Genomic DNA, 26800 nt, shown 5'->3' on the forward strand with positions numbered 1-26800 from the left:
GGTGCCGTGCTGCGAATTGGATTGACCGGTGGAATCGGGGCAGGAAAGTCCACAGTGTCCGCAACGTTCAGCGAACTCGGGGCGATCGTCGTCGACGGTGACGTCATCGCCCGCGAGGTCGTCGAACCCGGCACCGAGGGGTTGGCGAGTCTGGTCGAGGCGTTCGGCGACGACATCTTGTCGCCGGACGGTGCGCTGAACCGCCCCGCACTGGCCGCGATCGCGTTCAGCGACGAGGAGAAGCGCGCCACGCTGAACGGAATCGTGCATCCTCTTGTGGCCCATCGACGTTCGGAGTTGATCGCGGCGGCAGACGATGAAGCTGTGATCGTCGAGGACATCCCGCTGCTCGTCGAATCGCAGATGGCGCCGATGTTCCCGCTGGTCATCATCGTCCACGCGGACGTCGACCTGCGGGTGCAACGCCTGATCGAGCACCGCGGTTTCACAGAGGAGGATGCTCGCGCGCGCATCGCCGCTCAGGCCGACGAGCAACAGCGCCGCGCAGTCGCAGATGTGTGGCTGGACAACTCCGGGACCGCCGCAGAACTCGTCGAGCAGGCACGGGCGTTGTGGCGTGCGCGGATCCGGCCATTCGCGGACAACCTGCATGCGGGACGGCGGGCGCGCGCCGAGCCGCGTCTGGTGCCCGCAGATCCGCAGTGGCCGGCCCAGGCCCAGCGGGCGGTGGCGCGGCTGAAGACCGCGTGCGGCCACCGGGCGTCGCGGATAGACCACATCGGCTCCACTGCGATCGCGGGCCTGGACGCCAAGGACGTCATCGACATCCAGGTCACCGTCTCCTCGCTCGAGGTCGCCGACGAACTCGCCGACGCGCTACTCGGAGCCGGCTACCCGGTAACGTCCGTCACACACGACGTCGGCAAGCCCGACGCCCGCAGCACCGTGGCGGAGTTCGATCACCGCGACGACGAATCACTGTGGCGGAAACGACTGTTCGGCTCTGCCGATCCGGGGCGACCGACCAATGTTCACGTGCGGGTGGACGGCTGGCCCGGTCAGCAGTTCGCGCTGTTGTTCGTGGACTGGTTGACGGCCGATCCGCAGGCGCGGTCGGACTACCTGGCGGTCAAGCGCAGGGCCGCAGAACAGCGGCACGCCGACACCGGTGCGTACGCCGATGCGAAGGAACCGTGGTTCCTCGACGCGTACCGCAGGGCATGGCAGTGGGCTGACGACACGGGGTGGCGGCCCGGAGCTTAGGCCGGTGGGAGCTCAGCCTCGACCGGCGGAGCGGGCACTGTGGGGTCGACGGGGGCGATGTCGTCGATCCCGCCCACCGGTGCTTGACAGGTCAGCGAGCCGTAGTCCGGGTCGTCGCGCTGCGGGGTCACCCTCGGCGCGATGAAGTCGTCGGCCTGGGCGACCACAGCGTTGTCGACGAGGATCTCGCAGTGCAGATTCGCCGAGTACGGCCAGTCGATCGACAGCCGCAGATTCGCGGTCTTCGACTCAGGAAGCACAGTGTTGACCTCGAACACCCGGCCGGGAACCATCGTCGGGGTGGCGAGCTGCAGCTGGTCGCCCTCGGCCCGGTAGGTCACCGTCGCTCCTCGCGACACCCCGTCCACCCGCGCGCGGTAGGTGATGTTGTGCAGCACCTCCGGGGCCGGTGCGGACTCGACCTCGGTGGGGGTCTGCGGTGTCGGCTGGGCCCCTGCCGTAGCTGGAGACCACTGCGCGCAGGCTCCGGCCACTGCGACGGCTGCCACTGTCAGCAGGCTGCGCTTGGCGACGCTCATGTCCCCCGACATTACCGCCGTCGACTCCGGGGGAGCACGTGCACTGTCGTTGTCATCATCAAGATCATCGTATTGATGCGCCGGCCCGTTACCGCCGGGGCCGCGGTCAGCGCTGTTGACAGTGCGGACACCAGAGGCTGGCACGCCCACCGATCCGGGTACGTCGCAGCCTGGTGCCACACCGCGGGCAGCTCGGGTCCGGGTCGTTTCTGACGCCGGTCAGCCAGCGAGGCAGGCCAGGCACACAACCATGGCGCACAGCGGCGTCCAGTACCCGCTTCATCGCCTGGTGCAGGCGACGCAGGGCGCCGTCGTCGAGTTCGCGCACCGGCAGTGACGGCGCCACCCGGGCCCGCCAGCAGATCTCGTCGACGAGCAGGTTGCCGAGACCGGCGATCACCGACTGGTCCATCAGCGTGGATTTCACCGATCCCCGGCGGTGCGCCAGCAGCCCACGGAACCCGCGTAGGTCCACAGCGAGGGCGTCGGGTCCCTGTTCGCCCAACACCGACGCCATCTCGTCGGGCCCGCGCGCCAGCCAGACGCCGCGCAGCTTGCGCTGGTCGGCGTAGTGCAACGCGCCCCGGTCCAGCCGGACTACCAACCGGTCGTAGCGGTCCCGTCCACCGTCGTGGACGAAGTGTGGACGTCCCGTCATGCCGCTGTGCACGAGCAACGTCGGCCCATCGGTCGGCAGGATCAGCCACTTGCCGTGCCGGTCCGGCGCGCCGAAGCGCTGGCCGGACAGCGCCTTGGCCAGTGACCTCGCCGTGGTGTTCCGCAGCACTCCGGCGTCGGCGACGTCGACTCCGCGCACCCGGCGGCCGGGTAGCGACAAGGCCAGGTCGCGGCGAAATCCCTCGACGTCAGGCAGCTCAGGCATGCCACTCCGCGAGCATCATGCACCTGGTTTACCCGGGCGGCAGGACGCCTATTCTGCTCGCCATGTCAGGTCGATGCCGATGCCGGCCAGCCAGCGATGGAGGTCGTAGTCGTGGCCGGCGAGCGCGTCGACCGTGGCGACGGCGGTGCGAATCGCCTGCTCGCCGGTCTCCGGGGTGAGCAGGCCGTGCCGGACGGCGGTGATCAGTTCGTCGACGTCGTCGAGCGTAACCGCGACGCCGCTGCGGACCACCAGGTCCAGGTAGTGGTCCTCGCTGCGCCACTGGTCGGGCCCCGGGGTGTAGCGGCCCACGTCGAGGTAGAAGTCCTGGTCCCGTTCGTGGCCCGGGTTGAAGTGGAAAACCGTCGCGCGCAGATCGAGTGCGGGCAGCAGCCAGGACTCGATGTAGTGGAACTGGGCACGCCCCGGGGTGGGCCGGGCCATGTACAGGCCCCACGGCCGGACCGTATAGCGGTCCACCGACCGCACGACACCTTTCGGATCGGTGTTGGTGCGGGCCGGGATGTCGAAGATCTCGTGCTTGGGAGGATGGATGCTGCTCAGGATAAGCCGGGGTCGACGGTCGGGAAAGGCCGACGCCGTAGGGTTGTCTCGTGGAGTTGCTGCTCGGAATCGACATGGGGACGGGAAGCACCAAGGGCGTCCTCGTGGACACGACGGGCACGGTCATCGCCTCGCAGACCATCCCGCACGGGATCGACCTGCCCCGCCCGGGGTGGGCCGAGGTGGATCCCGACGCTGTGTGGTGGCGAGAGATCTGCGCCATCAGCGCGGCGCTGGTGGCCCAGGTACCTGCCGGCGCGAGGCTGGCCGGCATGTGTGTCAGCGGGGTGGGACCTTGTCTGCTGTTGTGTGACGCCGACCTACGCCCGTTGCGGCCGGCGATCCTGTATGGAATCGATACCCGCGCCCATGCCGAGATCGACTCGCTGACAGCGGAACTGGGCGAGCAGACGATCTTGGATCGGGCAGGGACGCTACTGTCGAGCCAGGCGGTGGGGCCCAAGATCGAGTGGGTGCGAACCCGAGAGCCGCGGGTGTTCGAGGCGGCAGCGAGGTGGTACGGCTCGAACTCCTATATCGCCGCCAAGCTGACCGGTGAGTACGTGATGGACCATCACACCGCCAGCCAGTGCGCCCCGCTCTACTCCACCCGCGATTTCGACTGGAATCACGACTGGGCGCTGCGAATCTGCGGACATCTTCCGCTTCCGCGGCTTGTCTGGCCCAGTGAGATCGTCGGCCGGGTCACCGCTGATGCCGCACGCGAAACCGGCCTGCCATTCGGTTTGCCGGTGGCCGCGGGCACCGTCGATGCCTACGCCGAGGCTTTCTCGGTGGGTGTCCGCCGACCGGGCGACCAGATGCTGATGTACGGCTCCACGATGTTCTTGGTCCAGGTGATCGACGAGTACCACAGCGACCCGACGTTGTGGACCACCGCAGGCGTGGAGCCCCGCAGCCTGGCCCTGGCCGCCGGCACCTCGACTGCCGGCAGCCTGATCGGCTGGCTCCAAAAGCTCACCGGCGGGGCATCTCTGGAAGAGCTGACCGCTGAGGCGTTGCGGGTGCCCGCCGGTAGCGAGGGCCTGCTGATGCTGCCCTACCTGGCGGGCGAACGGACGCCGGTTTTCGACCCGAAAGCCCGCGGGCTCTTGGCCGGTCTGACGTTGCGCCACGGCAGAGGGCATCTGTTCCGCGCGGCGTATGAGGGAATAGCGTTCGGGATCCGGCAGATCCTCGAACGGTTCGACGACGCGCATTCCGGAGTGCGCACGGTCGCCGTGGGCGGCGGGCTGAAGAGTCCGGTGTGGGCGCAGGTGGTCAGCGACGTGACGGGACGATCACAGCTGGTGCCCGAGCAGGCGATCGGGGCCAGCTACGGCGACGCCCTGTTGGCTGCAATCGGTGTCGGCTTGGTGCCCGCCGACACGGACTGGGCCGAGATCACGCGCGAGATCAAGCCTGATCCGCGCAATCAGGCCGTGTACGAGCAGCTGTACGGAACGTGGGCAGAGCTGTACCCGGTCACCCGCGAGCAGATGCACCGCCTGGTGGAGGTCGATCCTGGCTGACCTCGGTCAGCCCATCGTGTAGCCGCCGTCGATGGCGATCTCCACGCCATTGATCATGCTGGCCGCCTCCGAAGCCAGAAAGACCACCGCGTCGGACACTTCATGCGGAACGGCGAAGCGGCCCAACGGTATTCGATTAATCATCGGAGCTGACTTGATGGGGTCACCCCACACGCGCTGGCCCATCTCGGTCAATACCACGGTCGGACACACCGAGTTGGCGCGGACGCCGTGCGGGCCGAGCTCGCGGGCCAGGACTTTGGTCGCCATCACCAGGCCCGCCTTCGACGCGCAGTACGCGTAGTGGTCCGGCAGCGGTGCCAGCGCTGCCGCCGACGCCACGGTGACGATTGCGCCGCCGGTACCCTGGGCGACCATCTGCGCGCCGACCTGTGCCGCCAGCAGTGCCGGCGCGCGGAGGTTGACCGCGATCGTGGCGTCGAACAACTCCGGGTGGGTTTCGACCGCCGGTTCGGGGTGGGAAACGCCGGCGTTGTTGACCAGGATATCGAGACCATCGAACGCCGCGCGAGCCATCCCAGCAAGGATGGAGGCGCCATCGGGATCGGCCAGATCGACTGCAGCTGAACGCACTTCAGTACCGAACTCGTCACGCAACGCGTCCCCCGCGCGCGCCAGCTCGCCTTCATCCCGGCCACTGAGCACCAGACGGGCACCGGCGGATGCGAACGCGTGCGCGATGTCGGCGCCGATGCCCTTCGTGGCGCCGGTGATCAGCGCGCGCTTGCCGTCCAGTCGTTGTGCGCCGGCGTATCTGGTTGCGACGGCGTTGGTCACGAAACCTCCTTGGCCGAATCGATCTCGGTGAGCAGTGCTTCCGCGGTGGCGGGATCGGTCACCAGCCTGTTGAAGTACCCGCCGCGGGCGCCGGCGGTGATGGAGCTGATCTTCTCCCGGCCGACCGCGACGGCGATCGTCACCGGTATGTGTCGCAGCATGTCGAGCTCGACCGCGATCAGGCGCTCCGCGCCATCGAAGGGGACGGGCTCCCCGTCACGGTCGTAAAAGCGTGAACAGACGTCGCCCACCGCGGCCCGCAGCGACGTGGAACCCGTCGGCACGAACTGAGGGATGTCAGAGCGGGTCAGGGGCGGAGCGCCGACTCCCATGAGCGCACACCGGGCATGCGGCCATTGGTGCACCACCCGTTGGATGCTCGGGTCTTCGAACAGCGACCGGTAGAGCCCGGGTCCAGGGAGCGCGGGAGCGAACAGATAGTTCGCCCGACCGCCGACGCGGTTGGCGACGAGTCGGGTGATCTCGTTGGTCTGGTACCACTCGTAGGGCTGATCGTTGCCGCCCACGGTCGGCGCCACCACCACTCCCGGCAGCGGGGTCAGCTCGTGTTGGGCGAGCTCGTAGACGGTCCGGCCGGAGGACACCAACAGCACATCGCCTGGCAGCAGGCCGGCTTCGCTGAGCGCGCGCCCGGTCACGGGAGCCAGCGCCCGCCCCATCACATCGATCACGGTGCGGCCCGGCCCGGGCACCGGCAACGGCGCCGACAGGTAGACCGTGTGAAGGTTGAGCGCGCGCGCAAGCCGATCCGCCAACTCGGTGGGGCGGGCCTCGGTGGGGGGCACCACCTCGATGCGCACGATGCCCTGCCGCTTGGCCTCAGCCAACAGCCGACTCACCGTGGCCCGACTGGTCCCCAACTGCTCGGCGACCTCGGCCTGGGTGGCGTCGTCCTCGTAGTACAGCCGAGAAGCCGCGTACAGCAACGGCGGTGGAAAGTGGCTGCCCTCCGGGTCGGCCGCGGCGACACCGTCAGCGGTAGCTGCGGTGGGGGTGGGCTCGGCCGACCGGGGCATGCAGAGAGTATGGCATTGAACATCTGTTCTGGAAAGAATCCAGTTGCACATTCGTTCTGGACAATTGTGCATAGGCTTCGATACTGTGACAGCGACCACACATGGAGGTATGCGCATGAGCGCCCGTATTCCGGAGAAAATGCAGGCTGTCGTCTGTCATGGGCCGCACGACTATCGACTCGAGGAAGTGGCCGTGCCCCGGCGGGGCCCCGGTGAGGCCCTGATCAGAGTCGAGGCGGTCGGAATCTGCGCAAGCGACCTGAAGTGCTATCACGGGGCCGCGAAGTTCTGGGGCGACGAAAATCGGCCGGCGTGGGCCGAGACGATGGTCATCCCGGGCCACGAATTCGTCGGCAGAGTCGTCGATCTCGACGACGAGGCAGCCGCCCGCTGGGGGATCACCGTCGGTGACCGAGTGGTCTCTGAGCAGATCGTTCCTTGCTGGGAGTGCCGGTTCTGCAAGCGCGGTCAATACCACATGTGCCAGCCGCACGACCTGTACGGATTCAAGCGCCGCACTCCGGGCGCAATGGCCAGCTACATGGTCTATCCAGCAGAAGCGCTGGTACACAAAGTATCCGGCGATGTAGCCCCACAGCACGCCGCATTCGCCGAGCCGCTGTCATGTTCATTGCACGCGGTGGAGCGCGCACAGATCACCTTCGAGGACACCGTTGTGGTGGCCGGATGCGGTCCGATCGGGCTGGGCATGGTGGCCGGTGCCCGCGCCAAGAACCCCATGCACGTCATCGCGCTGGACCTGGCGCCTGACAAGCTCGAGCTGGCCAAGGGGTGCGGTGCAGACATCACCATCAACATCGCCGAGCAGGACGCGCTCACGATCGTCAAGGACCTCACCGGCGGATACGGCGCCGACGTGTACCTGGAGGGGACCGGCCATCCGTCCGCCGTTCCGCAGGGACTCAACCTGTTACGCAAGCTGGGCCGCTACGTCGAGTACGGCGTTTTCGGAAGCGATGTCACGGTGGACTGGAGCATCATCAGCGACGACAAGGAACTCGACGTGCTGGGCGCGCACCTGGGTCCGTACTGCTGGCCGGCTGCGATCAAAATGATCGAATCGGGTGTGCTGCCGATGGACCAGATCTGCACCCACCAACTTCCGCTCGCCGATTTTCAGAAGGGGCTGGACCTGGTGGCCAGCGGCAAAGAATCGGTCAAGGTCTCACTGATCCCCGCGTGAACGAAGGGCAGCAGATGAAATTCTCGAATGCAGCACGCGGGCAGCAGTTCTCGCGAAGGAAAATGCTCACCGCGATGGGTGTCGCCGGTGCCGCGGCGGCCAGCGTTCCGGTGTTGAGCTCGTGCGGTGTCGGCGGCGGCAAGAGCGCACCCAACGGCGCCAACGCCGTCACCGGAAGCTTCGACTGGCGCAAGGCCGAGGGATCTACGATCAACATCCTGCAGACGCCCCACCCCTACCAGCTCTCGTACCAGCCGCTGCTCGAAGAGTTCACCGAGCTCACCGGCATCAATGTCAACATCGATCTGGTTCCCGAGGCCGATTACTTCACCAAGCTCAACACCGAGTTGGCCGGAGGGTCCGGCAAACACGACGCATTCATGCTCGGCGCGTACTTCATCTGGCAATACGGGCCACCGGGGTGGATCGAGGATCTCGACCCCTGGCTGCGCAACAGCGCAGCGACCAGCGCGGAGTACGACTTCGAGGACATCTTCGAAGGGTTGCGCACATCCACCCGGTGGGATTTCACGCTGGGTGAGCCGCTGGGCACGGGCGGTCAATGGGCCATCCCGTGGGGCTTCGAGAACAACGTGGTGGCCTACAACAAACGGGTTTTCGACGAGCGGGGCATCACCAGGCTGCCGGACAATCTCGACGACTTCATCCAGTTGGCCGTCGATCTGACCGACCGTTCGGCCAACCGCTACGGCATCTCCACCCGCGGGTCGAAATCGTGGGCCACGATCCACCCCGGCTTCATGACGCAGTACACCCGCGAGGGCGCGGTCGACTACACCTGGAACGGCTCCGAACTGGTGGCCGAGATGGACAGCGACAAGGCGATCGAGTTCACCAAGAAGTGGATCGAGATGCAACACCAGGCAGGGCCCACGTCTTGGACGACCTACGACTATCCCAATGCCACCGGCGATCTCGGCGACGGCACCGCGATGATGGTGTTCGACGCCGACAGCGCCACATACCCGAAGAACAAGCCGGGTGCGAGCAAAGAGGCCGGCAATCTGGCTTGGTATGCCGGACCAGCCGGACCTGACGGCAACTACAAGACAAACTTGTGGACGTGGAGTTGGGCGATGAGCGCCAACTCCCGCAACAAGCTGCCGGCGTGGTTGTTCATCCAGTGGGCGACCGGCAAGGAGTCGATGAACAAAGCCGTCGAGGGCGGCACGTACGCCGACCCGGTCCGGCAGTCGGTGTTCGACACCACGTTCAAACGTGTCGCCGCCGACCAGTTCGGCTACCTGGAGGCTTTCGAGACCGTCATCGCCGAGTCGAAGATCCAGTTCACCCCGCAGAAGAAGTTCTTCGACACCACTCAGAACTGGGCGGTGGCGCTGCAGGACATCTACGGCGGCGATGATGCGGCTACGCGGCTGCGCAGCCTCGCCAAAACCAACACGTCCAAGGTCAATCTCTAGGAGCCGAGGAACTCATGACAACTCAGACTTCCAAGGCCCCGTCGGCGTCTTCCGACCGACCGCCCCCCGCCCGCCCGGCCGAGCTGCCCCAGGTTCCGACCTGGCGGCGCAAGCTCCGGCCCTACCTACTGTCGGTGCCCGCGGTCGTGATCGTGATCGGCATCCTGTATCCGTTCGCGGTCGGTGCGTACTACGCCTTTCTGAACTACGCGGCAGTCAACCCGGATCCGCATCTGGTCTGGTTCGACAACTTCGCTTCAGTCCTGGGCGACCAGGTGTTCTGGAAGAGCGTTCAAGTCACCACCACCTTCGCCGTGGCGGCGACGTTCATCGAAACGGTGCTGGGCGTCGGCCTGGCCCTGCTGCTCAACCGGTCCTCGATCATCGGCAAGATCTTCGAGAAGGTGCTCATCCTGCCGCTGATGATCGCACCGGTCATCGCGGGCGTGATCTGGAAGCTGATGTTCAACCCGCAATTCGGCGTGCTCAATCATGTACTGGGACTGGGCAACACATTCGACTGGTTGTCCGCGAGCAACGCACTGTTCTCGGTCATCCTGGTCGACATCTGGATCTTCACGCCGTTCGTCGCGATCCTGGTGCTCGCCGGGATGCGATCGTTGCCCCGTGAGCCGTTCGAGGCGTCGGAAGTCGATGGTGCTGGGTGGTTTTATATGTTCCGCAAGCTGATGCTGCCGATGCTGTGGCCCTACATCCTCGTCGCCGTCATCTTCCGGTTCATGGACAACCTCAAGGTCTTCGACCACATCTATGTGCTGACCGCCGGCGGGCCGGGGGTGGCCACCCGGACGTTGCAGATCGGCGCTTTCGAGGACTCGATCATCAACCTGGACTACTCGCGCGGCAGCACGTACATGCTGCTGCTGTGGGTCATCGTGTTCATCACGGCGCGCTACCTGGTGAGCGTGCTCGGAAAAGCGCAGCGCCGCGCTGCCGGAGCGGAGTCGTAGATCATGGCAATGAAGCTGTCCCGCCCCGAGCTCCAGCCCGGGCAGAAGCGGTGGTCCATCGGCGCGGTCGCCGCCGACGTCGGCCTGGTGTTCTGGTTCCTCTTCTCGCTGTTCCCGATCTTCTGGATGCTGATGCTGGCCCTGAAGAACGCGGAGCAGCAGACCACCACCTATTTCTCGTTCAGCCCCACGTGGTCCAACTTCGCCACCGTGCTCTCCGAGCGGGGCACCCAGATGACGAGCGTCGATTTCAAGGCCTCGCTACTGACCAGCCTGCTCAATTGTGGTGGTGCGGTGCTGGTATCGCTGATCATCGGCATCCCGGCCGCCTACGCGGCGGGTCGCTGGCAGTACAAGGGTTCCAACGACCTGATGTTCACCATCCTGTCGTTCCGCTTCGCGCCCGAACTCATGGTCATCGTGCCGCTGTTCGTGATCTACAACCAGATCGGGCTGTTCGACACCAAGGTCGGGATGATCTGGGTGCTGCAGCTGGTCACCATGCCGCTGGTGGTGTGGATCCTGCGGTCCTACTTCCAGGATCTGCCGGAGGACCTCGAGCAGGCGGCGCTGCTCGACGGCTACACCCGCCGTCGGGCGTTCTTGATGGTTGCGCTGCCGATCGTGCGGCCGGGCATCGCCGCTGCGGCGTTGCTGGCGTTCATCTTCGCCTGGAACAACTACGTCTTCCCGCTCATCCTGGCCGACAGCAACGCCGGCACGGTGACCGTCGCCATCACCAAGTTCCTCGGCGGCGGCGGGCAGGCGTATTACAACCTCACGGCCGCCGCGGCGCTGATCGCGGCGCTGCCACCACTCGTCCTCGCACTGACCATCCAGCGGTACCTGGTGCGGGGCCTGTCATTCGGGGCGGTGAAGGCCTGATGGCCACAGTAACGATTTCCAACGTCACCAAGACCTATGGCCCGGCGTCGAAGGGGGTGACGGCGGTAGACGACCTCTCACTGGAGATCGCCGACGGCGAGTTCTTCGTCATCCTGGGCCCCAGCGGTGCCGGCAAGACCACCACGTTGAAATCCATCGCCGGTTTGGTCGACATCGACTCTGGCGCGGTGTCGATCGGTGGCGTCGACATGACGGGGGTGGAGCCCTACCACCGCAACGTCGCGATGGCGTTCGAGAGCTATGCGCTCTACCCGCAGAAGACGGTCGCCGAGAACCTCGCATCTCCGCTGAAATCCGGTCGCAGCGGGAAGTACTCGGCTGCCGCACAGGCCGAACGCATCGATCAGGTCACCACCACCCTCGGTATCAACGCACTGAAGAACCGGCTCCCGCGGGAATTGTCCAACGGACAGCGTCAGCGGGTGGCGCTGGGCCGGGTCCTGGTACGCCCGGCCGATGTGTACCTCCTCGATGAGCCGTTGAGTCACCTCGATGCCAAGCTGCGCGCAGCGATGCGCGCCGAACTCAAACAACTCGGTGCGATGTCGAACACCACCACCGTCTACGTGACTCACGACTATCAGGAAGCACTGGCGCTGGGTGACCGCATCGCTGTTATGCGGGAAGGCCGGTTGATGCAGATCGGCGCACCCGACGAGATCTGGCGCCGACCGGCCGACACCTTCGTCGCGCGTTCACTCGGTCAGCCCGAGATCAACCTTCTCGATGGCGTGGTCGACGACGGCCGGATTCGCCTGGGCGATGGCTCGCTGGACGTCCCGCTGCCTGCAGGGGTGCCGTGCACCAGGGGCGACCAGGTTCGAGTCGGGCTGCGTCCCAGCGACATCCATGTCACCAGCAGGGAAGGATCACTGCGCGGCCGGGTTCTGCTCGCCGAACGACTCGGCCGCGACATCGAATTGACCGTCGACATCGCAGGTGCGCAGCTCATCGTGCTCACCTCGGGCCGGCACGGCGTGGGCGAAGGCGACGACGTGACCATGCGCATCGCCGAAGCCGATGTGCACGTGTTCACGCCGGGCGACGGCGACACCCCCCGGCTCGGTGACCAGACCTTGGAGGCAGTGCAGTGAGCGTTACCATCGACAAGACCGCCCAGCGCCTGACCCTGCATGATCTGGTCAAGACGTACGCGTCGCGAAGCCGTGACAGCGTTACGGCGGTCAAGGGCATCAACCTGGAGATCGAACCGGGCGAGCTGATCGCCCTGCTGGGGCCGTCGGGCTGCGGCAAGACCACCACACTGCGCATGATCGCCGGACTGGAGACCGTCACCAGCGGTTCGATCAAGATCGGCGATCGGGAAGTGTCTCAGCTGCCCGCGGCCAAGCGCGGAATCGGGGTCGGCTTCGAGAGCTACGCGCTGTATCCGCCGATGTCGGTCCGCGACAATCTGCTGTACGGCTTGAAGGCCCGCAAGGTCAGGGGCGCCGAGAAGATGGTCGAGGCGATCTGCGAGCGGCTGGAGATGAACGATCTGCTCAACCTGCGCCCAGCGGCGCTGTCGAGCGGCCAGAAACAGCGGGTCGCGCTGGCGCGAGCACTGGTCCGCAACCCACCGGTGTTGTTGCTCGACGAGCCGCTCAGCCACCTGGATGCCTCGGCGCGCAACCGGGTACGCCGCGAACTCAAGGTGCTCCAGCGCGAGTTCGGCTACACCACCATCGTGGTCACCCACGACCAAGTCGAAGCGCTGTCGCTGGCCGACCGGCTGGCCGTCATGGACGGTGGTGTGGTCCAGCAGTTCGGCACTCCGGACGAGGTTTTCGACGATCCGGCGAATCTGTTCGTCGCCGGGTTCGTCGGTGAGCCGGCGATCAACGTGCTGCCCGGCACCGTCCGGGTCCACGATGGCCGCGCGCGCGTCGAGATCGGCTCCGCCGCCGGCCTTTTCGAGACATCGGTCACCGGTGTGGCCGACGGGACCCGGGTGACGGTAGGGGTGCGACCGCAGGACTGCACGTTGTCGGCAAACGCCGGTGGCGACGGAGTGGCCGTGACGGTGGCGTACTTCGAGCATCTGCTGGAGTTCGGGTTGGCGACCGGCACGGTGCCCGGGATAGAAGAGGGCGTCGTGGTACAGACCCCCGCAGAGCAGGACTATCAGCCCGAGCAGCAGGTGACGGTGACCGCGTCGGCCGAGCGGGTGTATCTGTTCGACACCGACACCGGAGAGCGGCTGCGATGACCAAGCTCTACAACGATCCGGCCCGCTTCACCGAGGACATGCTGGCCGGCTTCCTGGACGCCAACGAAGGGTATGTCGCCGGGGTGCCCGGAGGCGTCGTCCGTGCCCACCGCACCCGGCCGGGCAAGGTGGCCGTCGTCATCGGCGGCGGGTCGGGTCACTATCCCGCGTTCTGCGGCACGGTCGGTTTCGGCTTCGCCGACGGAGCGGTCGTCGGCAACATCTTCACCTCGCCCTCGGCGGAGGAGGCGGCTTCGGTCGCCAGAGCAGCCCACGGCGATGCCGGCGTGTTGCTCACCACCGGCAACTACGCCGGCGACGTGATGAACTTCGGGCTCGCGGTGACGCAGCTGCGCAGCGAGGGGATCGAAGCCCACTACTTCGCGGTGACCGACGACATCGCCAGCGCTCCCCGAGGCGAGGAGTCGAAACGACGCGGTATCGCCGGCGATTTCACCGTGTTCAAATGTGCTAGCGCCGCGGCGGAGGACGGTCTCGACCTTGCGGGAGTCGTCCGGGTCGCAGAATCGGCGAACGCCGCGACGCGCACGCTCGGGGTCGCGTTCGACGGGTGCACGATGCCCGGGGCGGACCACCCGCTGTTCACCGTTGCCCAGGGCATGATGGGCGTCGGTCTGGGCATTCACGGCGAGCCCGGGGTTGCCGACGAGCCGATGCCGTCCGCGGCCGCGCTGGCGCAGAAGCTGGTCGACGGGGTACTCGCCGACCGGCCGACGTCGAAGTCCACGCGGATCGCGGCGATCCTGAACGGCCTGGGCCGCACCAAATACGAAGAACTGTTCGTCGTGTGGGGGACGGTCGCCACGCTGCTGCGTGAGCGCGGCTACGAGATCGTCGAGCCCGAGGTCGGTGAGCTGGTCACCAGCCTCGACATGGCCGGGTGCTCGCTGACGGTGATGTGGCTCGACGACGAGTTGGAGCGGTACTGGACCTCACCCGCCGACACGCCCGCCTACCGCAAGGGTGCTGCCACGCAGACCGGCGCGGACGCCGCAGCTGAGCTGCGGACGGCCGACCAGTTGCGCCCCGACGTGACGTCGCAGGCTCGCGCGGAGTTGGCCGACGACGACGGACGCCGAGGCGGTCGGTTGGTCGCGCGTGCGCTGCAGGCGATGGCTGCGATGCTCGCCGACGCCGAGGACGAGCTGGGTCGCATCGACGCCGTCGCCGGTGACGGCGACCACGGCAGGGGCATGGTGAAGGGCTCGACCGCGGCGGCGGAGGCTGCGGCGCGAGCGGCGGGGACCGGTGCGGGCCAGGGCTCCGTCCTGGTCGCCGCGGGTAAGGAGTGGGCGGCCAAGGCCGGCGGAACGTCAGGAGTGCTCTGGGGTGCGCTGTTGTCCGCGGTCGGCACCCGACTGGGTGACATCGGCCGCCCCGGCTCCGCGGCCGTGGCGGCGGGAATGCGCGACGGTTACGACGCGCTGGTCGAACTCGGCGGGGCCGCTCCGGGAGACAAGACGATGCTCGATGCGTGTCTGCCCTTCGTCGAGGACCTGCAGCGGCGGGTGGCCGCGGGGGAACAGTGGCAGGACGCATGGCAGGCCGCGACGGACGTCGCCGCAGAGGCGGCACGGGCGACCGCCGACCTGCGACCCAAGGTGGGACGGGCGCGACCGCTGGCCGAGCGCAGCGTCGGCACACCGGATGCCGGCGCGACCTCGCTGGCGATGTGCCTGCGCACGGTCGCACAGACATTCACATCGACGACATCGACCGCGAAGGGAAAGTGATCGCCATGCCGTCCGGCCTGCGGATCGTCGTCGGAGCTGACGACGCCGGGTACGAATACAAGGAAGCGCTCAAAGGTGACCTGCTCGCCGACGAGCGGGTCGTCGACGTCGCCGATGTCGGGGTCGGCTCGGAGGACAACACGGCGTATCCCCACGTCGCGGTAGCTGCGGCGCGGATGGTCGCCGAGGGAAAGGCCGACCGCGCCCTGCTGGTGTGCGGCACCGGTCTCGGGGTCGCGATCAGCGCCAACAAGGTGCCCGGTGTCCGCGCGGTCACCGCACACGACGGCTTCTCGGTGGAGCGGTCGGTGTTGTCGAACAACGCCCAGGTGCTGTGCTTCGGGCAACGGGTGATCGGCCTGGAGCTGGCACGCCGCCTCGCCCGCGAATGGCTCGGCTACGAGTTCGACCCGCAGAGCGCGTCGGCAGGCAAGGTCGACGCCATCGATGCCTACGAATCGGCTGCGGCTGCCCGATGACGGACCGGCGGGCCGTTAGATGTCGGTGCCAGGTTCTACCCTGGTGGTATGGCTTTCGCGACTGAACATCCGGTGCTGGCGCACTCGGAGCATCGCCCCGTCGATGCCATTGTGCGTGCAGGCGGCAAGTTCCAGGTCGTCAGTGAGTTCGAACCTGCCGGAGACCAGCCCGCCGCCATCGACGATCTCGAGCGTCGGCTGAAGTCGGGCGAACGCGACGTGGTGTTGCTCGGCGCCACCGGCACCGGTAAATCGGCCACCACGGCTTGGCTCATCGAGCGGCTGCAGCGTCCGACGCTGGTGATGGCACCGAACAAGACGCTGGCCGCGCAGCTGGCGAATGAACTACGGGACATGTTGCCGCACAATGCCGTCGAGTACTTCGTGTCCTACTACGACTACTACCAGCCTGAGGCGTACATCGCCCAGACCGACACCTACATCGAGAAGGACAGCTCGATCAACGACGACGTCGAGCGGCTGCGGCACTCGGCCACGTCGAGCCTGCTGTCCCGGCGTGACGTGGTGGTGGTGGCGTCGGTGTCGTGCATCTACGGCCTCGGCACCCCGCAGTCCTACCTGGATCGGTCGGTGGAGCTCAACGTCGGGGACGAGGTGCCGCGCGACTCGCTGCTGCGGCTGCTGGTCGACGTGCAGTACAACCGCAACGACATGGCGTTCACCCGGGGGTCGTTCCGGGTACGCGGTGACACCGTCGAGATCATCCCGTCCTACGAGGAACTCGCGGTGCGCATCGAGTACTTCGGCGACGAGATCGAGGCGCTGTACTACATGCATCCGTTGACCGGTGACGTCGTCCGCAAGGTCGACTCGTTGCGGGTCTTTCCGGCCACCCACTACGTCGCCGGTCCCGAGCGGATGGCCCAGGCGATCTCGTCGATCGAGAAGGAGCTGGAGGAACGCCTGGCAGAACTCGAGGGGCAGGGCAAACTGCTCGAGGCGCAACGGCTGCGGATGCGGACCAACTACGACGTCGAGATGATGCGCCAGGTCGGGTTCTGTTCGGGCATCGAGAACTACTCGCGGCACATCGACGGGCGCGGTCCAGGCACCGCTCCGGCGACCTTGATCGACTACTTCCCCGAAGACTTCCTGATGGTCATCGATGAGTCCCACGTCACGGTGCCGCAGATCGGCGGCATGTACGAGGGCGACATGTCGCGCAAACGGAACCTGGTGGACTTCGGCTTCCGGCTTCCTTCGGCGGTCGACAACCGACCGCTGACCTGGGAAGAGTTCGCCGACCGGATCGGGCAGACCGTTTATCTCTCGGCCACCCCGGGTCCCTACGAGATGAGCCAGTCGGGCGGCGAGTTCGTCGAACAGGTCATTCGCCCCACCGGACTGGTCGATCCGCAGATCGTGGTCAAACCGACCAAGGGGCAGATCGACGACCTGATCGGCGAGATCCGAAAGCGCACCGCGGCCGACGAACGCGTGCTGGTGACCACGTTGACCAAGAAGATGGCCGAGGACCTGACGGATTATCTGTTGGAGATGGGCATCCGGGTGCGTTACCTGCACTCCGAGGTGGACACGCTGCGCCGCGTCGAACTGTTGCGGCAACTGCGGCTGGGGGAGTACGACGTGCTTGTCGGCATCAACCTGCTCCGCGAGGGTCTCGACCTGCCCGAGGTGTCGCTCGTCTCGATCCTGGATGCCGACAAGGAAGGCTTCCTTCGTTCGGCACGCAGTCTGATCCAGACGATCGGCAGGGCGGCGCGCAACGTGTCCGGCGAGGTCCACATGTACGCCGACAAGATCACCGACTCGATGCGGGAGGCTATCGACGAGACGGACCGCCGCCGTGCCAAGCAGATCGCGTACAACGTCGAGCACGGCCTCGACCCGACACCGTTGCGCAAGAAGATCGCCGACATCCTCGATCAGGTGTATCGCGAAGCCGATGACACTGAAACCATCGACGTCGGCGGGTCGGGCCGCAACGCGTCCCGGGGCAGGCGTGCTCAAGGTGCGCCCGGCCGTGCGGTCAGCGCGGGGGTCTTCGAGGGCCGCGACACATCGAGCATGCCGCGTGCCGAGTTGGCCGATCTGATCAAGGATCTCACCGAGCAGATGATCACCGCGGCCCGCGATCTGCAGTTCGAACTCGCTGCGCGCTTCCGCGACGAGATCGCCGACCTGAAGAAGGAACTCCGAGGGATGGACGCCGCCGGCCTGAAGTGACTTGATCTCAACTGCTGTTGAGGTCCTACGGTTTGGTTCGTGACCGACACCGCGGCCGAAGCCGCCGGCAGCTGGCGTGAGCTCCTGGGGCCGAGGTATCTGGGCGCCTCCGCGGTGCTGGCCGGCGGGGTCGCGCTGTACGCGACCAACGAGTTCCTCACCATCAGCCTGATGCCCAGCGCTGTCGCCGACATCGGTGGTGCACGGTTCTACGCCTGGGTGACGACGGTGTATCTGGTGGGTTCGGTGATGGCCGCGACGACGGTGCATCCGGTGCTGATGCGGTTGGGCCCGCGGTGGGCGTATCTGTTGAGCCTCAGCGTGTTCGGGGCAGGCAGCCTCGTCTGCGCCGCCGCTCCGGGCATGGAGGTGCTGCTCGTCGGCAGGACCGTCCAGGGCGCGGCCGGGGGCTTGCTCGCCGGATTGGGATACGCGGTGATCAACACCGCACTGCCGAGTGCGCTGTGGACCAAGGCGTCCGCTCTGGTATCCGCGATGTGGGGTGTCGGGACGCTGGTGGGCCCCGCGGCAGGGGGCCTGTTCGCCCAATATGGTTCGTGGCGTTGGGCGTTCGGCGCTCTGCTGGTGGTGACCACGACGATGTCGGCCTTGGTGCCGGTCGCGCTGCCGAGCGGCCGTGACCCAGCGGGGGCGGCCGCTTCGGGGCGGATCAGGATCCCGGTGTGGTCGCTGCTGCTGCTCGGCGCGGCCGCACTGCTGGTCAGTGTGGCGGGCATACCGCACGACCCGCGAGCCACGGCGACGCTGGTGGTGGCGGGGTTCGCACTGGTCGGATTGTTCGTGGTGGTCGACCGCAGGCTGACCGTGTCCGTCCTGCCTCCCAGCACGTTCGGCAGGGGACCGTTGAAGTGGATCTACCTCACGTTGGGCGTGCTGATGGCCGCCACGATGGTGGACATGTATGTGCCGTTGTTCGGTCAGAGGCTCGCGCACCTGACACCGGTTGCAGCGGGGTTTCTCAGCGCCGGGCTGGCCCTCGGCTGGACGTTCGCCGAGATCACCAGCGCCTCCCTCGGCCGGCAACGTGTCATCGTCCGCACCGTCGCGATCGCCCCGGTGGTGATGGCCACCGGTCTGATGCTCAGCGCATTGACTCAGCGTGAGAATGCCTCGCCGATCCTGGTCGCGGTGTGGGCGGCCGGTCTGGTGGTCAGCGGCGCCGGCATAGGGATCGCGTGGCCGCATCTGTCCGCGTGGGCGATGAGCAAGGTCGACGACCCCGCCGAGGGCCCGGCGGCCGCCGCGGCCATCAACATCGTGCAGGTGATCTCCGCAGCGTTCGGCGCCGCGTTGGCCGGGGTCGTCGTCAATCTCACAGACTCCGGTGACGCCGGCGCCGCCCGCTGGCTGTTCGCCTCCTTCGCCGCGCTGGCGGCGCTGGCCGTGGTGGCGTCGACCCGGAGTGGACGATCTACGGAGCCCACCGCCGGGCCGCTGAGGTCGCTGGCATGATGTGGCTTCCAGATCTCGGCAGGGAGGCGCAGTGATGAGTAGCGACGTCGCGGACGGCGATCTGGTCGCAGGGGTACCCCGGCGACGAATCGTGATCGCCTCGATGGTGGGCACCACCATCGAGTTCTACGACTTCTACATCTACGCCACCGCAGCCGTGTCGGTGTTTCCGCACCTGTTCTTCCCGAAGAGCGATTCGACGACTGCGTTGCTGGCCTCACTGGCCACCTTCGGGCTCGCGTTCGTCGCACGCCCGGTGGGCTCGGTCGTGTTCGGGCATTTCGGAGATCGCGTGGGACGTAAGGCAACCCTGGTCGGCTCGCTGTTGCTGATGGGCATCGCGACGTTCGCGATCGGACTGCTGCCCACCTACGCCCAGGTGGGGATCGTCGCCCCGGCGCTACTGGCGGTCCTGCGTTTCTCCCAGGGACTTGCGCTCGGCGGTGAGTGGAGCGGCGCAGCGCTGCTGGCCACCGAGACGGCCAGGCCCGGCAAGCGAGGCTGGGCGGCGATGTGGCCGCAACTCGGAGCACCGTTCGGCTTCCTGCTGGCGAACGGTCTGTTCCTGGCGCTCATCTTCTGGCTCGGCCACCGCACCGCGGAGCCCGACCTGGACGGGGCATTCATGACCTGGGGCTGGCGCATCCCGTTCCTGTTGAGCGCGGTGATGGTGGCCATCGGCCTGTACGTGCGCCTGCGGCTGATGGAGACGCCGGTGTTCACCCGCGCGGTGGAACGGGGCGAGAAGGTCAAAAGCCCGCTGGCCGAAGTCTTCCGCTCGAGCTGGCGTCAGCTGATCATCGGCACCTTCGTGATGCTGGCGACGTACACCATGTTCTACATCGTGACGACGTGGGCGCTGAGCTTCGGCACCGGGAAACGACCGCCGGAGGGCTCCGGACTCGGATTCGGCTACGTCGACTTCCTACAACTGCAGCTGATCGCCGTGCTGTTCTTCGCGGGCATGCTGCCGCTGTCGGGTTGGCTCGCCGACCGCGTGGGCCGTCGCCGTCTGCTGTTGGTCGTCACGGCGGGAATCATGGCCTACGGCGCGCTGTTCGCCCCGCTGCTGGGCTCCGGCGACACGTCGTACGGCACCATGCTGGTCTTCTTGATCATCGGGATGACGTTGATGGGCTTCACCTTCGGGCCGATGAGTGCGGTGCTGCCCGAGTTGTTCCCGACCAACGTGCGGTACACGGGGTCGGGGATCTCCTACAACGTCGCGAGCATCCTCGGTGCTGCGGTGGCACCGTTCATCGCCACCTGGCTCGCGACGCAGTACGGCGTGGGCTGGGTCGGCCTCTACCTTTTTGTCGCGGCGACGTTGAGCCTCATCGCGATCCTGGTCATGCGGGAGGGCAAGGACGCGTCGCTGGATACCGAACCTCGAGATGATGCGCTGCGCTAGGGATTATCGGCACAGCGCGTCAATTATCTCGAAATTGCGACACAGATCGGCAACTGTTGGATCACCGTTGCATTGCCGCCGGGTGCACATTTGCTGGAATGTGTCAACGTTGTCGCGTGCGAACGCCACGGGTAGTCCGTTTCCTCAGTGTCGCGGTGGTAACCGCCTCCATTCTGAGTCTCTCCGCCGTCAACGCTCCCGTAGCTGCATCGGATTCATGCCCTGACGTCGAGGTGGTGTTCGCGCGCGGAACGAGCGACCGGGCCGGCGTCGGCTTTGTCGGAAAAGCGTTCATCGACTCGCTGAAATGGAAGCTGCTGGGCAAGCGCGTCTCCACCTACGCGGTCGACTACCCCGCCAGCTGGAACTTCTCGAAGTCCACGTCGGCCGGTGCGCTGGACGCCAACAAGCACGTGCAGTACGTGGCAGGGATCTGCCCGAACACCAAGATCGTGCTCGGCGGGATGTCCCAGGGTGCGGGCGTGATCGACCTCATCACCATTGGCGACCGGACGATCTGGTTCTTCAAACCTGCGCCGCTTCCCGACACCATGGTCGATCACGTCGCCGCCATCGCGGTGTTCGGCAATCCGTCCCGTGACGTGCCCACGCTCGGCCCGCTCACCGAGATCAGCCCGCTCTACGGGCACAAGACCATCGACCAATGCGCCACCGGCGACCCGTATTGCTCCCGGGGCATCAACTTCTTCGCGCACTTCGCGTATCCATGGAATGGAATGGTCAGCGAGGCAGCAGAATTCGTCGCCGGCAGGATTCTCAACAATGAGACCTGAGCCTTGCGGTTTTCAGGGAAGCGGCTCTGAGCGCTCGCCGCGGTGCTCGCGGTCACGTCCCACCTCTGAAGGTGATGTTGGCGGTGCTGACGTGCCCGGATCCTGGGCGAATACCGCCCCGGTGTGGTGATTCGCACCCATGTTCGCCTGATGCCGGGTTAGGGTCTGTGGCGTTGCAGCTGACACTGGGAGGATATCGATGAGCGCCTATCAAACCGTTGTGGTCGGCACGGACGGGTCGGATTCGTCGTTGCGTGCCGTGGACCGCGCCGGTCAGATCGCCGCCGGTGCCAACGCGAAGGTCATCGTCGCGACGGCCTACTTCCCGCAGAGCGAGGATCAGCGAGCGGCTGACGTGCTCAAGGACGAGGGCTACAAGATGTCGGGCAATGCCCCGATCTACGCGATCCTGCGTGAGGCGCGGGACCGTGCCAAGGCCGCGGGTGCGGTGAACATCGAAGAGAAGGCCGTCGTCGGTGCGCCGGTCGACGCACTGGTGGACCTCGCCGAAGAGGTGGGCGCGGACCTACTGGTGGTGGGCAACGTCGGGCTGAGCACCATCGCCGGTCGTCTCCTGGGCTCGGTGCCCGCCAACGTCGCACGGCGGTCCAAGACCGACGTGCTGATCGTGCACACCTCCTGACCGGAGCCTTTTGAACGGACACCCCGGGCCGGCGTCGAGCCGACCCGGGGCTTCGCGGCGCGTCAGGTGTTGGATGCCTTCGCGATGCTCGCGATCGCCGCGTCGAGCGTGGCGTTGAACTCCTCGTCGCTCTGCTGTGCGGTCAGGCCCTCGGTGAGGGCGCGGGAGAAGCTCGCGATCACGCCGTGGTTCCTGGAAAGCTTGTCGCAGGCGTCGTCGCGGCTGTAGCCACCGGACAGTGCGACGACGCGCAGCACCTTCGGATGGTCGACCAGCTCGCGATACAGGTTGTCGACGTCGGGGAGGGTCAGCTTGAGCATGACCACCTGATCGTCGGCGAGGCCGTCGACGCCATTGAGCAGGGCCGCCTTGAGCTGTTCCTCGGCCTTGCCCTTCTCCGGGCTGTGGATGTCCACCTCGGGCTCGATGATCGGTACCAGCCCGGCTGCCAGGATCTGGCGGCCGACCTCGAACTGCTGGTCGACGACGGCGGCCAGACCTGCTCCTGGGAGCTTGATCACAGACCGCATCTTGGTGCCGAACACGCCCTTGTCGCGAGCGCGGGCCAGCAACTCGTCGAGGCCTGGGATCGGTTTCATCACCTGCGCGCCGTCCTCCTCGGCGGCGAGGCCCTTGTCGACCTTCAGGAACGGCACGACCTGCTTGACGTTCCACAGGTAGTCCGAGGTCGAGCGCCCGTCGATCTCGCGGTCCATCGTGTCCTCGAACAGAATGGCGCCGAGGACCCGGTCGCCGGTGAAGCTCGGGCTGGTGATGATGCGGGTGCGCATCTCATGCACCAGGTCGAACATCTGCTCGTCGTTCGAGTACGCGTCCTCGGCGATGCCGTAGAGCTTCAACGCCTTGGGTGTGCTGCCGCCGCTCTGATCCAACGCCGCGATGAACCCGCCACCGCTCTGGACCTTGCTGAACTGATCGTTGTTCATGTTCTCTTTCGTGTCTCCCATGTCTTCCGGTTGTCCGTCTCTCCCGCTACCAACCACGCTCGCGCCATTCACCCAGATGCGGGCGTTCGGTCCCGAGCGTCGTGTCATCGCCGTGCCCTGGGTACACGACGGTCTGATCATCGAAGACGTCGAACACCTTGCTGGACACATCGTCCAGCAGCTGCTCGAAGTCACCTTCTTTCCAGGTCTTGCCGACGCCGCCGGGAAACAGGCAGTCACCGGTGAACAGGTGTACCCGATGATCGGTGGCGGGCCCGCTCAGCGCCAGCGCCACCGAACCGGGGGTGTGCCCGCGCAGGTGGATGACGTCGAATGTGAGTTCGCCGACCTTGACGGTGTCGCCGTCCGAGAGCAGCACGTCGGGGGTGACCGGAAGGGGTTCGGCGTCCAACGGATGCGCGGCGGTCGGGGCGTGGGTGGCGCCGGCGACCTCCGCGAGCCCCATCCAATGATCCTGGTGCTGATGGCTGGTGACGATCAGCGACAGCTTGGGCGCGTACCGCTCGATCAGTTCCAGCAGGATCGCGGCGTCGTTGGCGGCATCGATGAGTAGTGTCTCGCCGGTCTGGGAACAGGTGATGAGGTAGGCGTTGTTGTCCATGGTTCCGACGGACACCTTGATGATGAAGGCGCCGGGAAGGGTGCGGCGGGCTGCCGTCTGAGGTTCGACGTGGCCCGTGTAGTTGTCGTCGACGACGGTCATGGTGACTCACGTTACTTCCCGGCTCCTGCCGCCTGACGGGGGCTTGGCCAGCTTTGTCGGAGGGGCCGCATAGCATGAATCCGTGCGACGTCTGCCGGGCTGTGTCAGGCCGGGAACCGGGTATGCGCGAGTAGATCGTTGGGAAGGACGGAGTTGGCTGACCGCCTGATCGTCAAGGGTGCCCGAGAGCACAATCTGCGTGGCGTCGACCTCGACTTGCCGCGCGACGCGATAATCGTGTTCACCGGACTGTCGGGATCCGGCAAGTCGTCGTTGGCGTTCGACACTATCTTCGCCGAGGGGCAGCGCCGGTACGTCGAGTCGCTGTCGGCCTACGCCCGGCAATTCCTCGGGCAGATGGACAAACCGGACGTCGACTTCATCGAGGGCCTTTCGCCCGCGGTGTCGATCGACCAGAAATCCACGAACCGCAATCCGCGCTCGACGGTGGGCACCATCACCGAGGTTTACGACTACCTGCGTCTGCTCTACGCCCGCGCGGGCACCCCACACTGCCCGGTGTGCGGCGAGCGCATCGCCCGCCAGACGCCCCAGCAGATCGTCGACCAGGTCCTCGCGATGGACGAAGGGCTGCGGTTCCAGGTGCTGGCCCCGGTGGTCCGCACCCGTAAGGGAGAGTTCGTCGACCTCTTCGACAAGCTCAACACGCAGGGCTACAGCAGGGTGCGGGTCGACGGGGTGGTGCACTCGCTGTCCGATCCGCCGAAGCTGAAGAAGCAGGAGAAGCACGACATCGAGGTGGTCGTCGACCGGTTGACGGTCAAGGCGAGCGCCAAGCAGCGTCTCACCGACTCGGTGGAGACCGCACTGAACCTGGCTGACGGCATCCTCGTGCTGGAGTTCGTCGACAGAGAAGACAACCACCCGCACCGGGAGCAGAGGTTCTCGGAAAAACTTGCCTGTCCGAACGGGCACCCGCTGGCCGTCGACGATCTGGAGCCCCGGTCGTTCTCGTTCAACTCGCCCTACGGTGCGTGCCCGGAGTGCGTCGGACTGGGCAACAAGAAGGAGGTCGATCCGGACCTCGTGGTGCCCGACCCCGACCTCACCCTGGCCGAGGGTGCCATCGCCCCCTGGTCGATGGGGCAGACCGCCGAGTACTTCACCCGGATGCTGTCCGGCCTGGGCGACCAACTCGGATTTGATGTCGACACCCCGTGGAAGAAGCTGCCCGCCAAGGCGCGCCGGGCGATTCTCGAAGGCTGTGACGAGCAGGTCCACGTGCGGTACAAGAACCGCTACGGCCGGACCCGCTCCTATTACGCGGACTTCGAGGGCGTCATGGCGTTTCTGCACCGCCGCATGGAGCAGACCGACTCCGAGCAGATGAAAGAGCGCCTCGAGGGCTTCATGCGCGACGTGCCCTGCCCGGAATGTGAGGGCACCAGGCTCAAGCCGGAGATCCTCGCGGTGACGATGACCGCCGGGGATTTCGGCGCGAAGTCGATCGCTGAGGTCGCCGAACTGTCGATCGCGGAGTGCGCGCAGTTCCTCAATGCACTGACCCTGGGAACCAGAGAGCAGGCCATCGCCGGGCAGGTGCTCAAAGAGATCCAGTCGCGGCTGGGATTCCTGCTCGACGTCGGGTTGGACTATCTGTCGTTGTCGCGCGCGGCGGCGACGCTGTCCGGCGGTGAGGCGCAACGCATCCGGCTGGCCACCCAGATCGGTTCCGGCCTGGTCGGGGTGCTCTACGTGCTCGACGAACCCTCGATCGGCCTGCACCAGCGAGACAATCGGCGGCTGATCGACACCCTGGTGCGGTTGCGGGATCTCGGCAACACCCTCATCGTCGTCGAACACGATCTCGACACCATCGCCCACGCCGATTGGGTTGTCGACATCGGTCCGGCAGCCGGGGAACACGGCGGCCAGATCGTGCACAGCGGTCCCTATGAGGATCTGCTGAAGAACCCGAATTCGATCACCGGCGCCTATCTTTCGGGTAAGGAGCAGATCGAGGTCCCGGTCCTGCGCCGGCTCGCCGATACCAAGCGCCAGCTCACGGTCGTCGGTGCGCGCGAGCACAACCTGCGCCAGATCGACGTGTCCTTCCCCCTCGGGGTGCTGACCTCGGTGACCGGTGTCTCCGGGTCGGGTAAGTCGACGCTGGTCAACGACATCCTGGCCTCTGTGCTGGCGAACAAGCTCAACGGGGCCCGGCAGGTGCCGGGCCGGCACACCCGGGTGACCGGTCTCGACAAGGTCGACAAGCTGGTCCGTGTGGACCAGTCACCGATCGGCCGGACGCCGCGGTCCAACCCGGCCACCTACACCGGGGTGTTCGACAAGATCCGCACCCTGTTCGCGGCGACCACCGAAGCCAAGGTCCGCGGCTATCAGCCCGGGCGGTTCTCCTTCAACGTCAAGGGCGGGCGGTGCGAAGCCTGCTCGGGTGACGGCACCATCAAGATCGAGATGAACTTCCTGCCCGACGTGTATGTGCCGTGCGAGGTGTGCCACGGCGCCCGCTACAACCGCGAAACCCTCGAGGTGCACTACAAGGGCAAGACGATCGCCGAGGTGCTCGACATGTCCATCGAGGAGGCGGCCGAGTTCTTCGCCCCGATCACCTCCATCCACCGGTACCTCAAGACGCTGGTCGATGTCGGCCTGGGCTACGTGCGGCTGGGTCAGCCGGCACCGACACTGTCGGGTGGTGAGGCGCAGCGCGTCAAGCTGGCCTCGGAGTTGCAGAAACGTTCGACCGGCCGCACGGTCTACATCCTCGACGAGCCCACCACCGGTCTGCACTTCGAGGACATCCGCAAGCTGCTGATGGTCATCAACGGCCTTGTCGACAAAGGCAACACGGTCATCGTCATCGAGCACAACCTGGACGTCATCAAGACCTCGGACTGGATCATCGACATGGGGCCAGATGGTGGATCGGGTGGCGGCACCGTGGTGGCGACGGGCACACCCGAAGACGTCGCCACCAACGTCGACAGCTACACCGGTCATTTCCTGGCCGAATCGTTGGGCGTGGCGCGGCCCAAGCCGCGTAAGGCCCGGCGCAAGGTCAGCGCGTAGCATC

At 66.4% G+C, this 26800-nt stretch carries 23 protein-coding genes; 16 read left to right on the top strand and 7 right to left on the bottom strand.

Features of this window, described 5'->3' with window-relative positions; genetic code table 11:
- Positions 1 to 6 precede the first annotated feature (6 nt).
- Complete coding sequence (gene coaE, locus G6N53_RS18035) at positions 7 to 1224, top strand: dephospho-CoA kinase (RefSeq protein ID WP_163890640.1); 1218 nt, start codon at positions 7 to 9, stop codon at positions 1222 to 1224.
- On the opposite strand, the gene G6N53_RS18040 is transcribed toward coaE, so the two are convergent.
- The 3 genes from G6N53_RS18040 to G6N53_RS18050 form a co-directional block, all read right to left on the bottom strand.
- Positions 1221 to 1763, bottom strand: a complete 543-nt coding sequence (locus tag G6N53_RS18040) for a hypothetical protein (protein ID WP_237166564.1) — start codon at positions 1761 to 1763, stop codon at positions 1221 to 1223. The genes coaE and G6N53_RS18040 overlap by 4 nt on opposite strands.
- A gap of 106 nt (positions 1764 to 1869) precedes the next feature.
- On the bottom strand, positions 1870 to 2646 hold the full coding sequence (locus G6N53_RS18045; protein ID WP_163890642.1) for an Fpg/Nei family DNA glycosylase: 777 nt from the start codon (positions 2644 to 2646) through the stop codon (positions 1870 to 1872).
- Positions 2647 to 2694: 48 nt separating this feature from the next.
- On the bottom strand, positions 2695 to 3201 hold the full coding sequence (locus G6N53_RS18050) for a ribonuclease FAU-1 family protein (RefSeq protein ID WP_205390579.1): 507 nt from the start codon (positions 3199 to 3201) through the stop codon (positions 2695 to 2697).
- Between the two features lie 59 nt (positions 3202 to 3260).
- Here G6N53_RS18050 and G6N53_RS18055 point away from each other — a divergent pair, with 59 nt between their 5' ends.
- Complete coding sequence (locus G6N53_RS18055) at positions 3261 to 4742, top strand: FGGY-family carbohydrate kinase (RefSeq protein ID WP_163890644.1); 1482 nt, start codon at positions 3261 to 3263, stop codon at positions 4740 to 4742.
- 6 nt (positions 4743 to 4748) lie between these two features.
- On the opposite strand, the gene G6N53_RS18060 is transcribed toward G6N53_RS18055, so the two are convergent.
- Both G6N53_RS18060 and G6N53_RS18065 read right to left on the bottom strand, forming a co-directional pair.
- The gene (locus G6N53_RS18060) at positions 4749 to 5540 is read right to left on the bottom strand and encodes an SDR family NAD(P)-dependent oxidoreductase (protein WP_163890647.1); all 792 of its coding nucleotides are present in this window, start codon (positions 5538 to 5540) and stop codon (positions 4749 to 4751) included.
- Positions 5537 to 6577 (bottom strand): sugar-binding transcriptional regulator, encoded by a 1041-nt coding sequence (locus tag G6N53_RS18065; protein WP_163890649.1) that lies wholly within the window; start codon positions 6575 to 6577, stop codon positions 5537 to 5539. The genes G6N53_RS18060 and G6N53_RS18065 overlap by 4 nt, the downstream gene beginning before the upstream one ends.
- A 115-nt stretch (positions 6578 to 6692) precedes the next feature.
- Here G6N53_RS18065 and eltD point away from each other — a divergent pair, with 115 nt between their 5' ends.
- The 13 genes from eltD to G6N53_RS18130 all read left to right on the top strand — a co-directional run bounded on the left by eltD (position 6693) and on the right by G6N53_RS18130 (position 22071).
- Entirely contained in the window at positions 6693 to 7781 is a 1089-nt protein-coding gene (gene eltD / locus G6N53_RS18070; protein WP_163890651.1) for an erythritol/L-threitol dehyrogenase, read from the top strand.
- 14 nt (positions 7782 to 7795) lie between these two features.
- Positions 7796 to 9223 carry an extracellular solute-binding protein gene (locus tag G6N53_RS18075; RefSeq protein WP_237166565.1) on the top strand — a complete coding sequence of 476 codons (1428 nt, stop codon included), beginning with the start codon at positions 7796 to 7798 and terminating at the stop codon, positions 9221 to 9223.
- A gap of 14 nt (positions 9224 to 9237) precedes the next feature.
- Positions 9238 to 10194, top strand: coding sequence for a carbohydrate ABC transporter permease (locus G6N53_RS18080; RefSeq protein WP_163890653.1), 957 nt, complete (start codon positions 9238 to 9240; stop codon positions 10192 to 10194).
- 3 nt (positions 10195 to 10197) lie between these two features.
- A complete protein-coding gene (locus tag G6N53_RS18085) occupies positions 10198 to 11079 on the top strand; it encodes a carbohydrate ABC transporter permease (protein WP_163890656.1) in 882 nt (293 codons plus the stop codon).
- Complete coding sequence (locus G6N53_RS18090; RefSeq protein ID WP_163890658.1) at positions 11079 to 12194, top strand: ABC transporter ATP-binding protein; 1116 nt, start codon at positions 11079 to 11081, stop codon at positions 12192 to 12194. Before G6N53_RS18085 ends, G6N53_RS18090 begins: the two co-directional genes overlap by 1 nt.
- Positions 12191 to 13309 carry an ABC transporter ATP-binding protein gene (locus G6N53_RS18095; RefSeq protein ID WP_163890660.1) on the top strand — a complete coding sequence of 373 codons (1119 nt, stop codon included), beginning with the start codon at positions 12191 to 12193 and terminating at the stop codon, positions 13307 to 13309. The genes G6N53_RS18090 and G6N53_RS18095 overlap by 4 nt, the downstream gene beginning before the upstream one ends.
- Positions 13306 to 15063 (top strand): dihydroxyacetone kinase family protein, encoded by a 1758-nt coding sequence (locus G6N53_RS18100; RefSeq protein ID WP_163890662.1) that lies wholly within the window; start codon positions 13306 to 13308, stop codon positions 15061 to 15063. The genes G6N53_RS18095 and G6N53_RS18100 overlap by 4 nt, the downstream gene beginning before the upstream one ends.
- Positions 15064 to 15068: 5 nt before the next feature.
- On the top strand, positions 15069 to 15542 hold the full coding sequence (locus G6N53_RS18105; protein WP_163890664.1) for a ribose-5-phosphate isomerase: 474 nt from the start codon (positions 15069 to 15071) through the stop codon (positions 15540 to 15542).
- A gap of 48 nt (positions 15543 to 15590) precedes the next feature.
- Positions 15591 to 17750 carry an excinuclease ABC subunit UvrB gene (gene uvrB, locus G6N53_RS18110; protein WP_163890666.1) on the top strand — a complete coding sequence of 720 codons (2160 nt, stop codon included), beginning with the start codon at positions 15591 to 15593 and terminating at the stop codon, positions 17748 to 17750.
- A 39-nt stretch (positions 17751 to 17789) separates the two neighbouring features.
- Entirely contained in the window at positions 17790 to 19223 is a 1434-nt protein-coding gene (locus G6N53_RS18115) for an MFS transporter (protein WP_163890668.1), read from the top strand.
- Between the two features lie 34 nt (positions 19224 to 19257).
- A complete protein-coding gene (locus tag G6N53_RS18120; protein ID WP_163890671.1) occupies positions 19258 to 20634 on the top strand; it encodes an MFS transporter in 1377 nt (458 codons plus the stop codon).
- A gap of 98 nt (positions 20635 to 20732) precedes the next feature.
- On the top strand, positions 20733 to 21428 hold the full coding sequence (locus G6N53_RS18125; protein WP_163890673.1) for a cutinase family protein: 696 nt from the start codon (positions 20733 to 20735) through the stop codon (positions 21426 to 21428).
- 199 nt (positions 21429 to 21627) lie between these two features.
- Entirely contained in the window at positions 21628 to 22071 is a 444-nt protein-coding gene (locus G6N53_RS18130; RefSeq protein ID WP_159231417.1) for a universal stress protein, read from the top strand.
- A 62-nt stretch (positions 22072 to 22133) separates the two neighbouring features.
- On the opposite strand, the gene G6N53_RS18135 is transcribed toward G6N53_RS18130, so the two are convergent.
- On the bottom strand, positions 22134 to 23018 hold the full coding sequence (locus G6N53_RS18135) for a fructose bisphosphate aldolase (RefSeq protein WP_163896048.1): 885 nt from the start codon (positions 23016 to 23018) through the stop codon (positions 22134 to 22136).
- 46 nt (positions 23019 to 23064) lie between these two features.
- A complete protein-coding gene (locus G6N53_RS18140; protein WP_163890675.1) occupies positions 23065 to 23742 on the bottom strand; it encodes an MBL fold metallo-hydrolase in 678 nt (225 codons plus the stop codon).
- Positions 23743 to 23895: 153 nt separating this feature from the next.
- Between G6N53_RS18140 and uvrA the strand changes: the two genes are divergently transcribed.
- A complete protein-coding gene (gene uvrA, locus G6N53_RS18145) occupies positions 23896 to 26796 on the top strand; it encodes an excinuclease ABC subunit UvrA (RefSeq protein ID WP_163890677.1) in 2901 nt (966 codons plus the stop codon).
- Positions 26797 to 26800: the final 4 nt, after the last annotated feature.

Source organism: Mycolicibacterium hippocampi, from assembly GCF_010723735.1.
Classification (GTDB): domain Bacteria; phylum Actinomycetota; class Actinomycetes; order Mycobacteriales; family Mycobacteriaceae; genus Mycobacterium; species Mycobacterium hippocampi.

Excerpts from the sequence above, each read along its gene's own strand:
- G6N53_RS18130 (WP_159231417.1), top strand. The coding sequence starts at position 21,628 with ATGAGCGCCTATCAAACCGTTGTGGTCGGCACGGACGGGTCGGATTCG.
- G6N53_RS18135 (WP_163896048.1), bottom strand. The coding sequence starts at position 23,018 with ATGAACAACGATCAGTTCAGCAAGGTCCAGAGCGGTGGCGGGTTCATC.
- G6N53_RS18125 (WP_163890673.1), top strand. The coding sequence starts at position 20,733 with ATGTGTCAACGTTGTCGCGTGCGAACGCCACGGGTAGTCCGTTTCCTC.
- G6N53_RS18100 (WP_163890662.1), top strand. The coding sequence starts at position 13,306 with ATGACCAAGCTCTACAACGATCCGGCCCGCTTCACCGAGGACATGCTG.
- G6N53_RS18090 (WP_163890658.1), top strand. The coding sequence starts at position 11,079 with ATGGCCACAGTAACGATTTCCAACGTCACCAAGACCTATGGCCCGGCG.
- uvrB (WP_163890666.1), top strand. The coding sequence starts at position 15,591 with ATGGCTTTCGCGACTGAACATCCGGTGCTGGCGCACTCGGAGCATCGC.
- G6N53_RS18120 (WP_163890671.1), top strand. The coding sequence starts at position 19,258 with ATGAGTAGCGACGTCGCGGACGGCGATCTGGTCGCAGGGGTACCCCGG.
- G6N53_RS18075 (WP_237166565.1), top strand. The coding sequence starts at position 7,796 with ATGAAATTCTCGAATGCAGCACGCGGGCAGCAGTTCTCGCGAAGGAAA.
- eltD (WP_163890651.1), top strand. The coding sequence starts at position 6,693 with ATGAGCGCCCGTATTCCGGAGAAAATGCAGGCTGTCGTCTGTCATGGG.
- G6N53_RS18065 (WP_163890649.1), bottom strand. The coding sequence starts at position 6,577 with ATGCCCCGGTCGGCCGAGCCCACCCCCACCGCAGCTACCGCTGACGGT.
- G6N53_RS18045 (WP_163890642.1), bottom strand. The coding sequence starts at position 2,646 with ATGCCTGAGCTGCCTGACGTCGAGGGATTTCGCCGCGACCTGGCCTTG.
- G6N53_RS18080 (WP_163890653.1), top strand. The coding sequence starts at position 9,238 with ATGACAACTCAGACTTCCAAGGCCCCGTCGGCGTCTTCCGACCGACCG.
- G6N53_RS18040 (WP_237166564.1), bottom strand. The coding sequence starts at position 1,763 with ATGAGCGTCGCCAAGCGCAGCCTGCTGACAGTGGCAGCCGTCGCAGTG.
- G6N53_RS18105 (WP_163890664.1), top strand. The coding sequence starts at position 15,069 with ATGCCGTCCGGCCTGCGGATCGTCGTCGGAGCTGACGACGCCGGGTAC.
- G6N53_RS18085 (WP_163890656.1), top strand. The coding sequence starts at position 10,198 with ATGGCAATGAAGCTGTCCCGCCCCGAGCTCCAGCCCGGGCAGAAGCGG.
- G6N53_RS18140 (WP_163890675.1), bottom strand. The coding sequence starts at position 23,742 with ATGACCGTCGTCGACGACAACTACACGGGCCACGTCGAACCTCAGACG.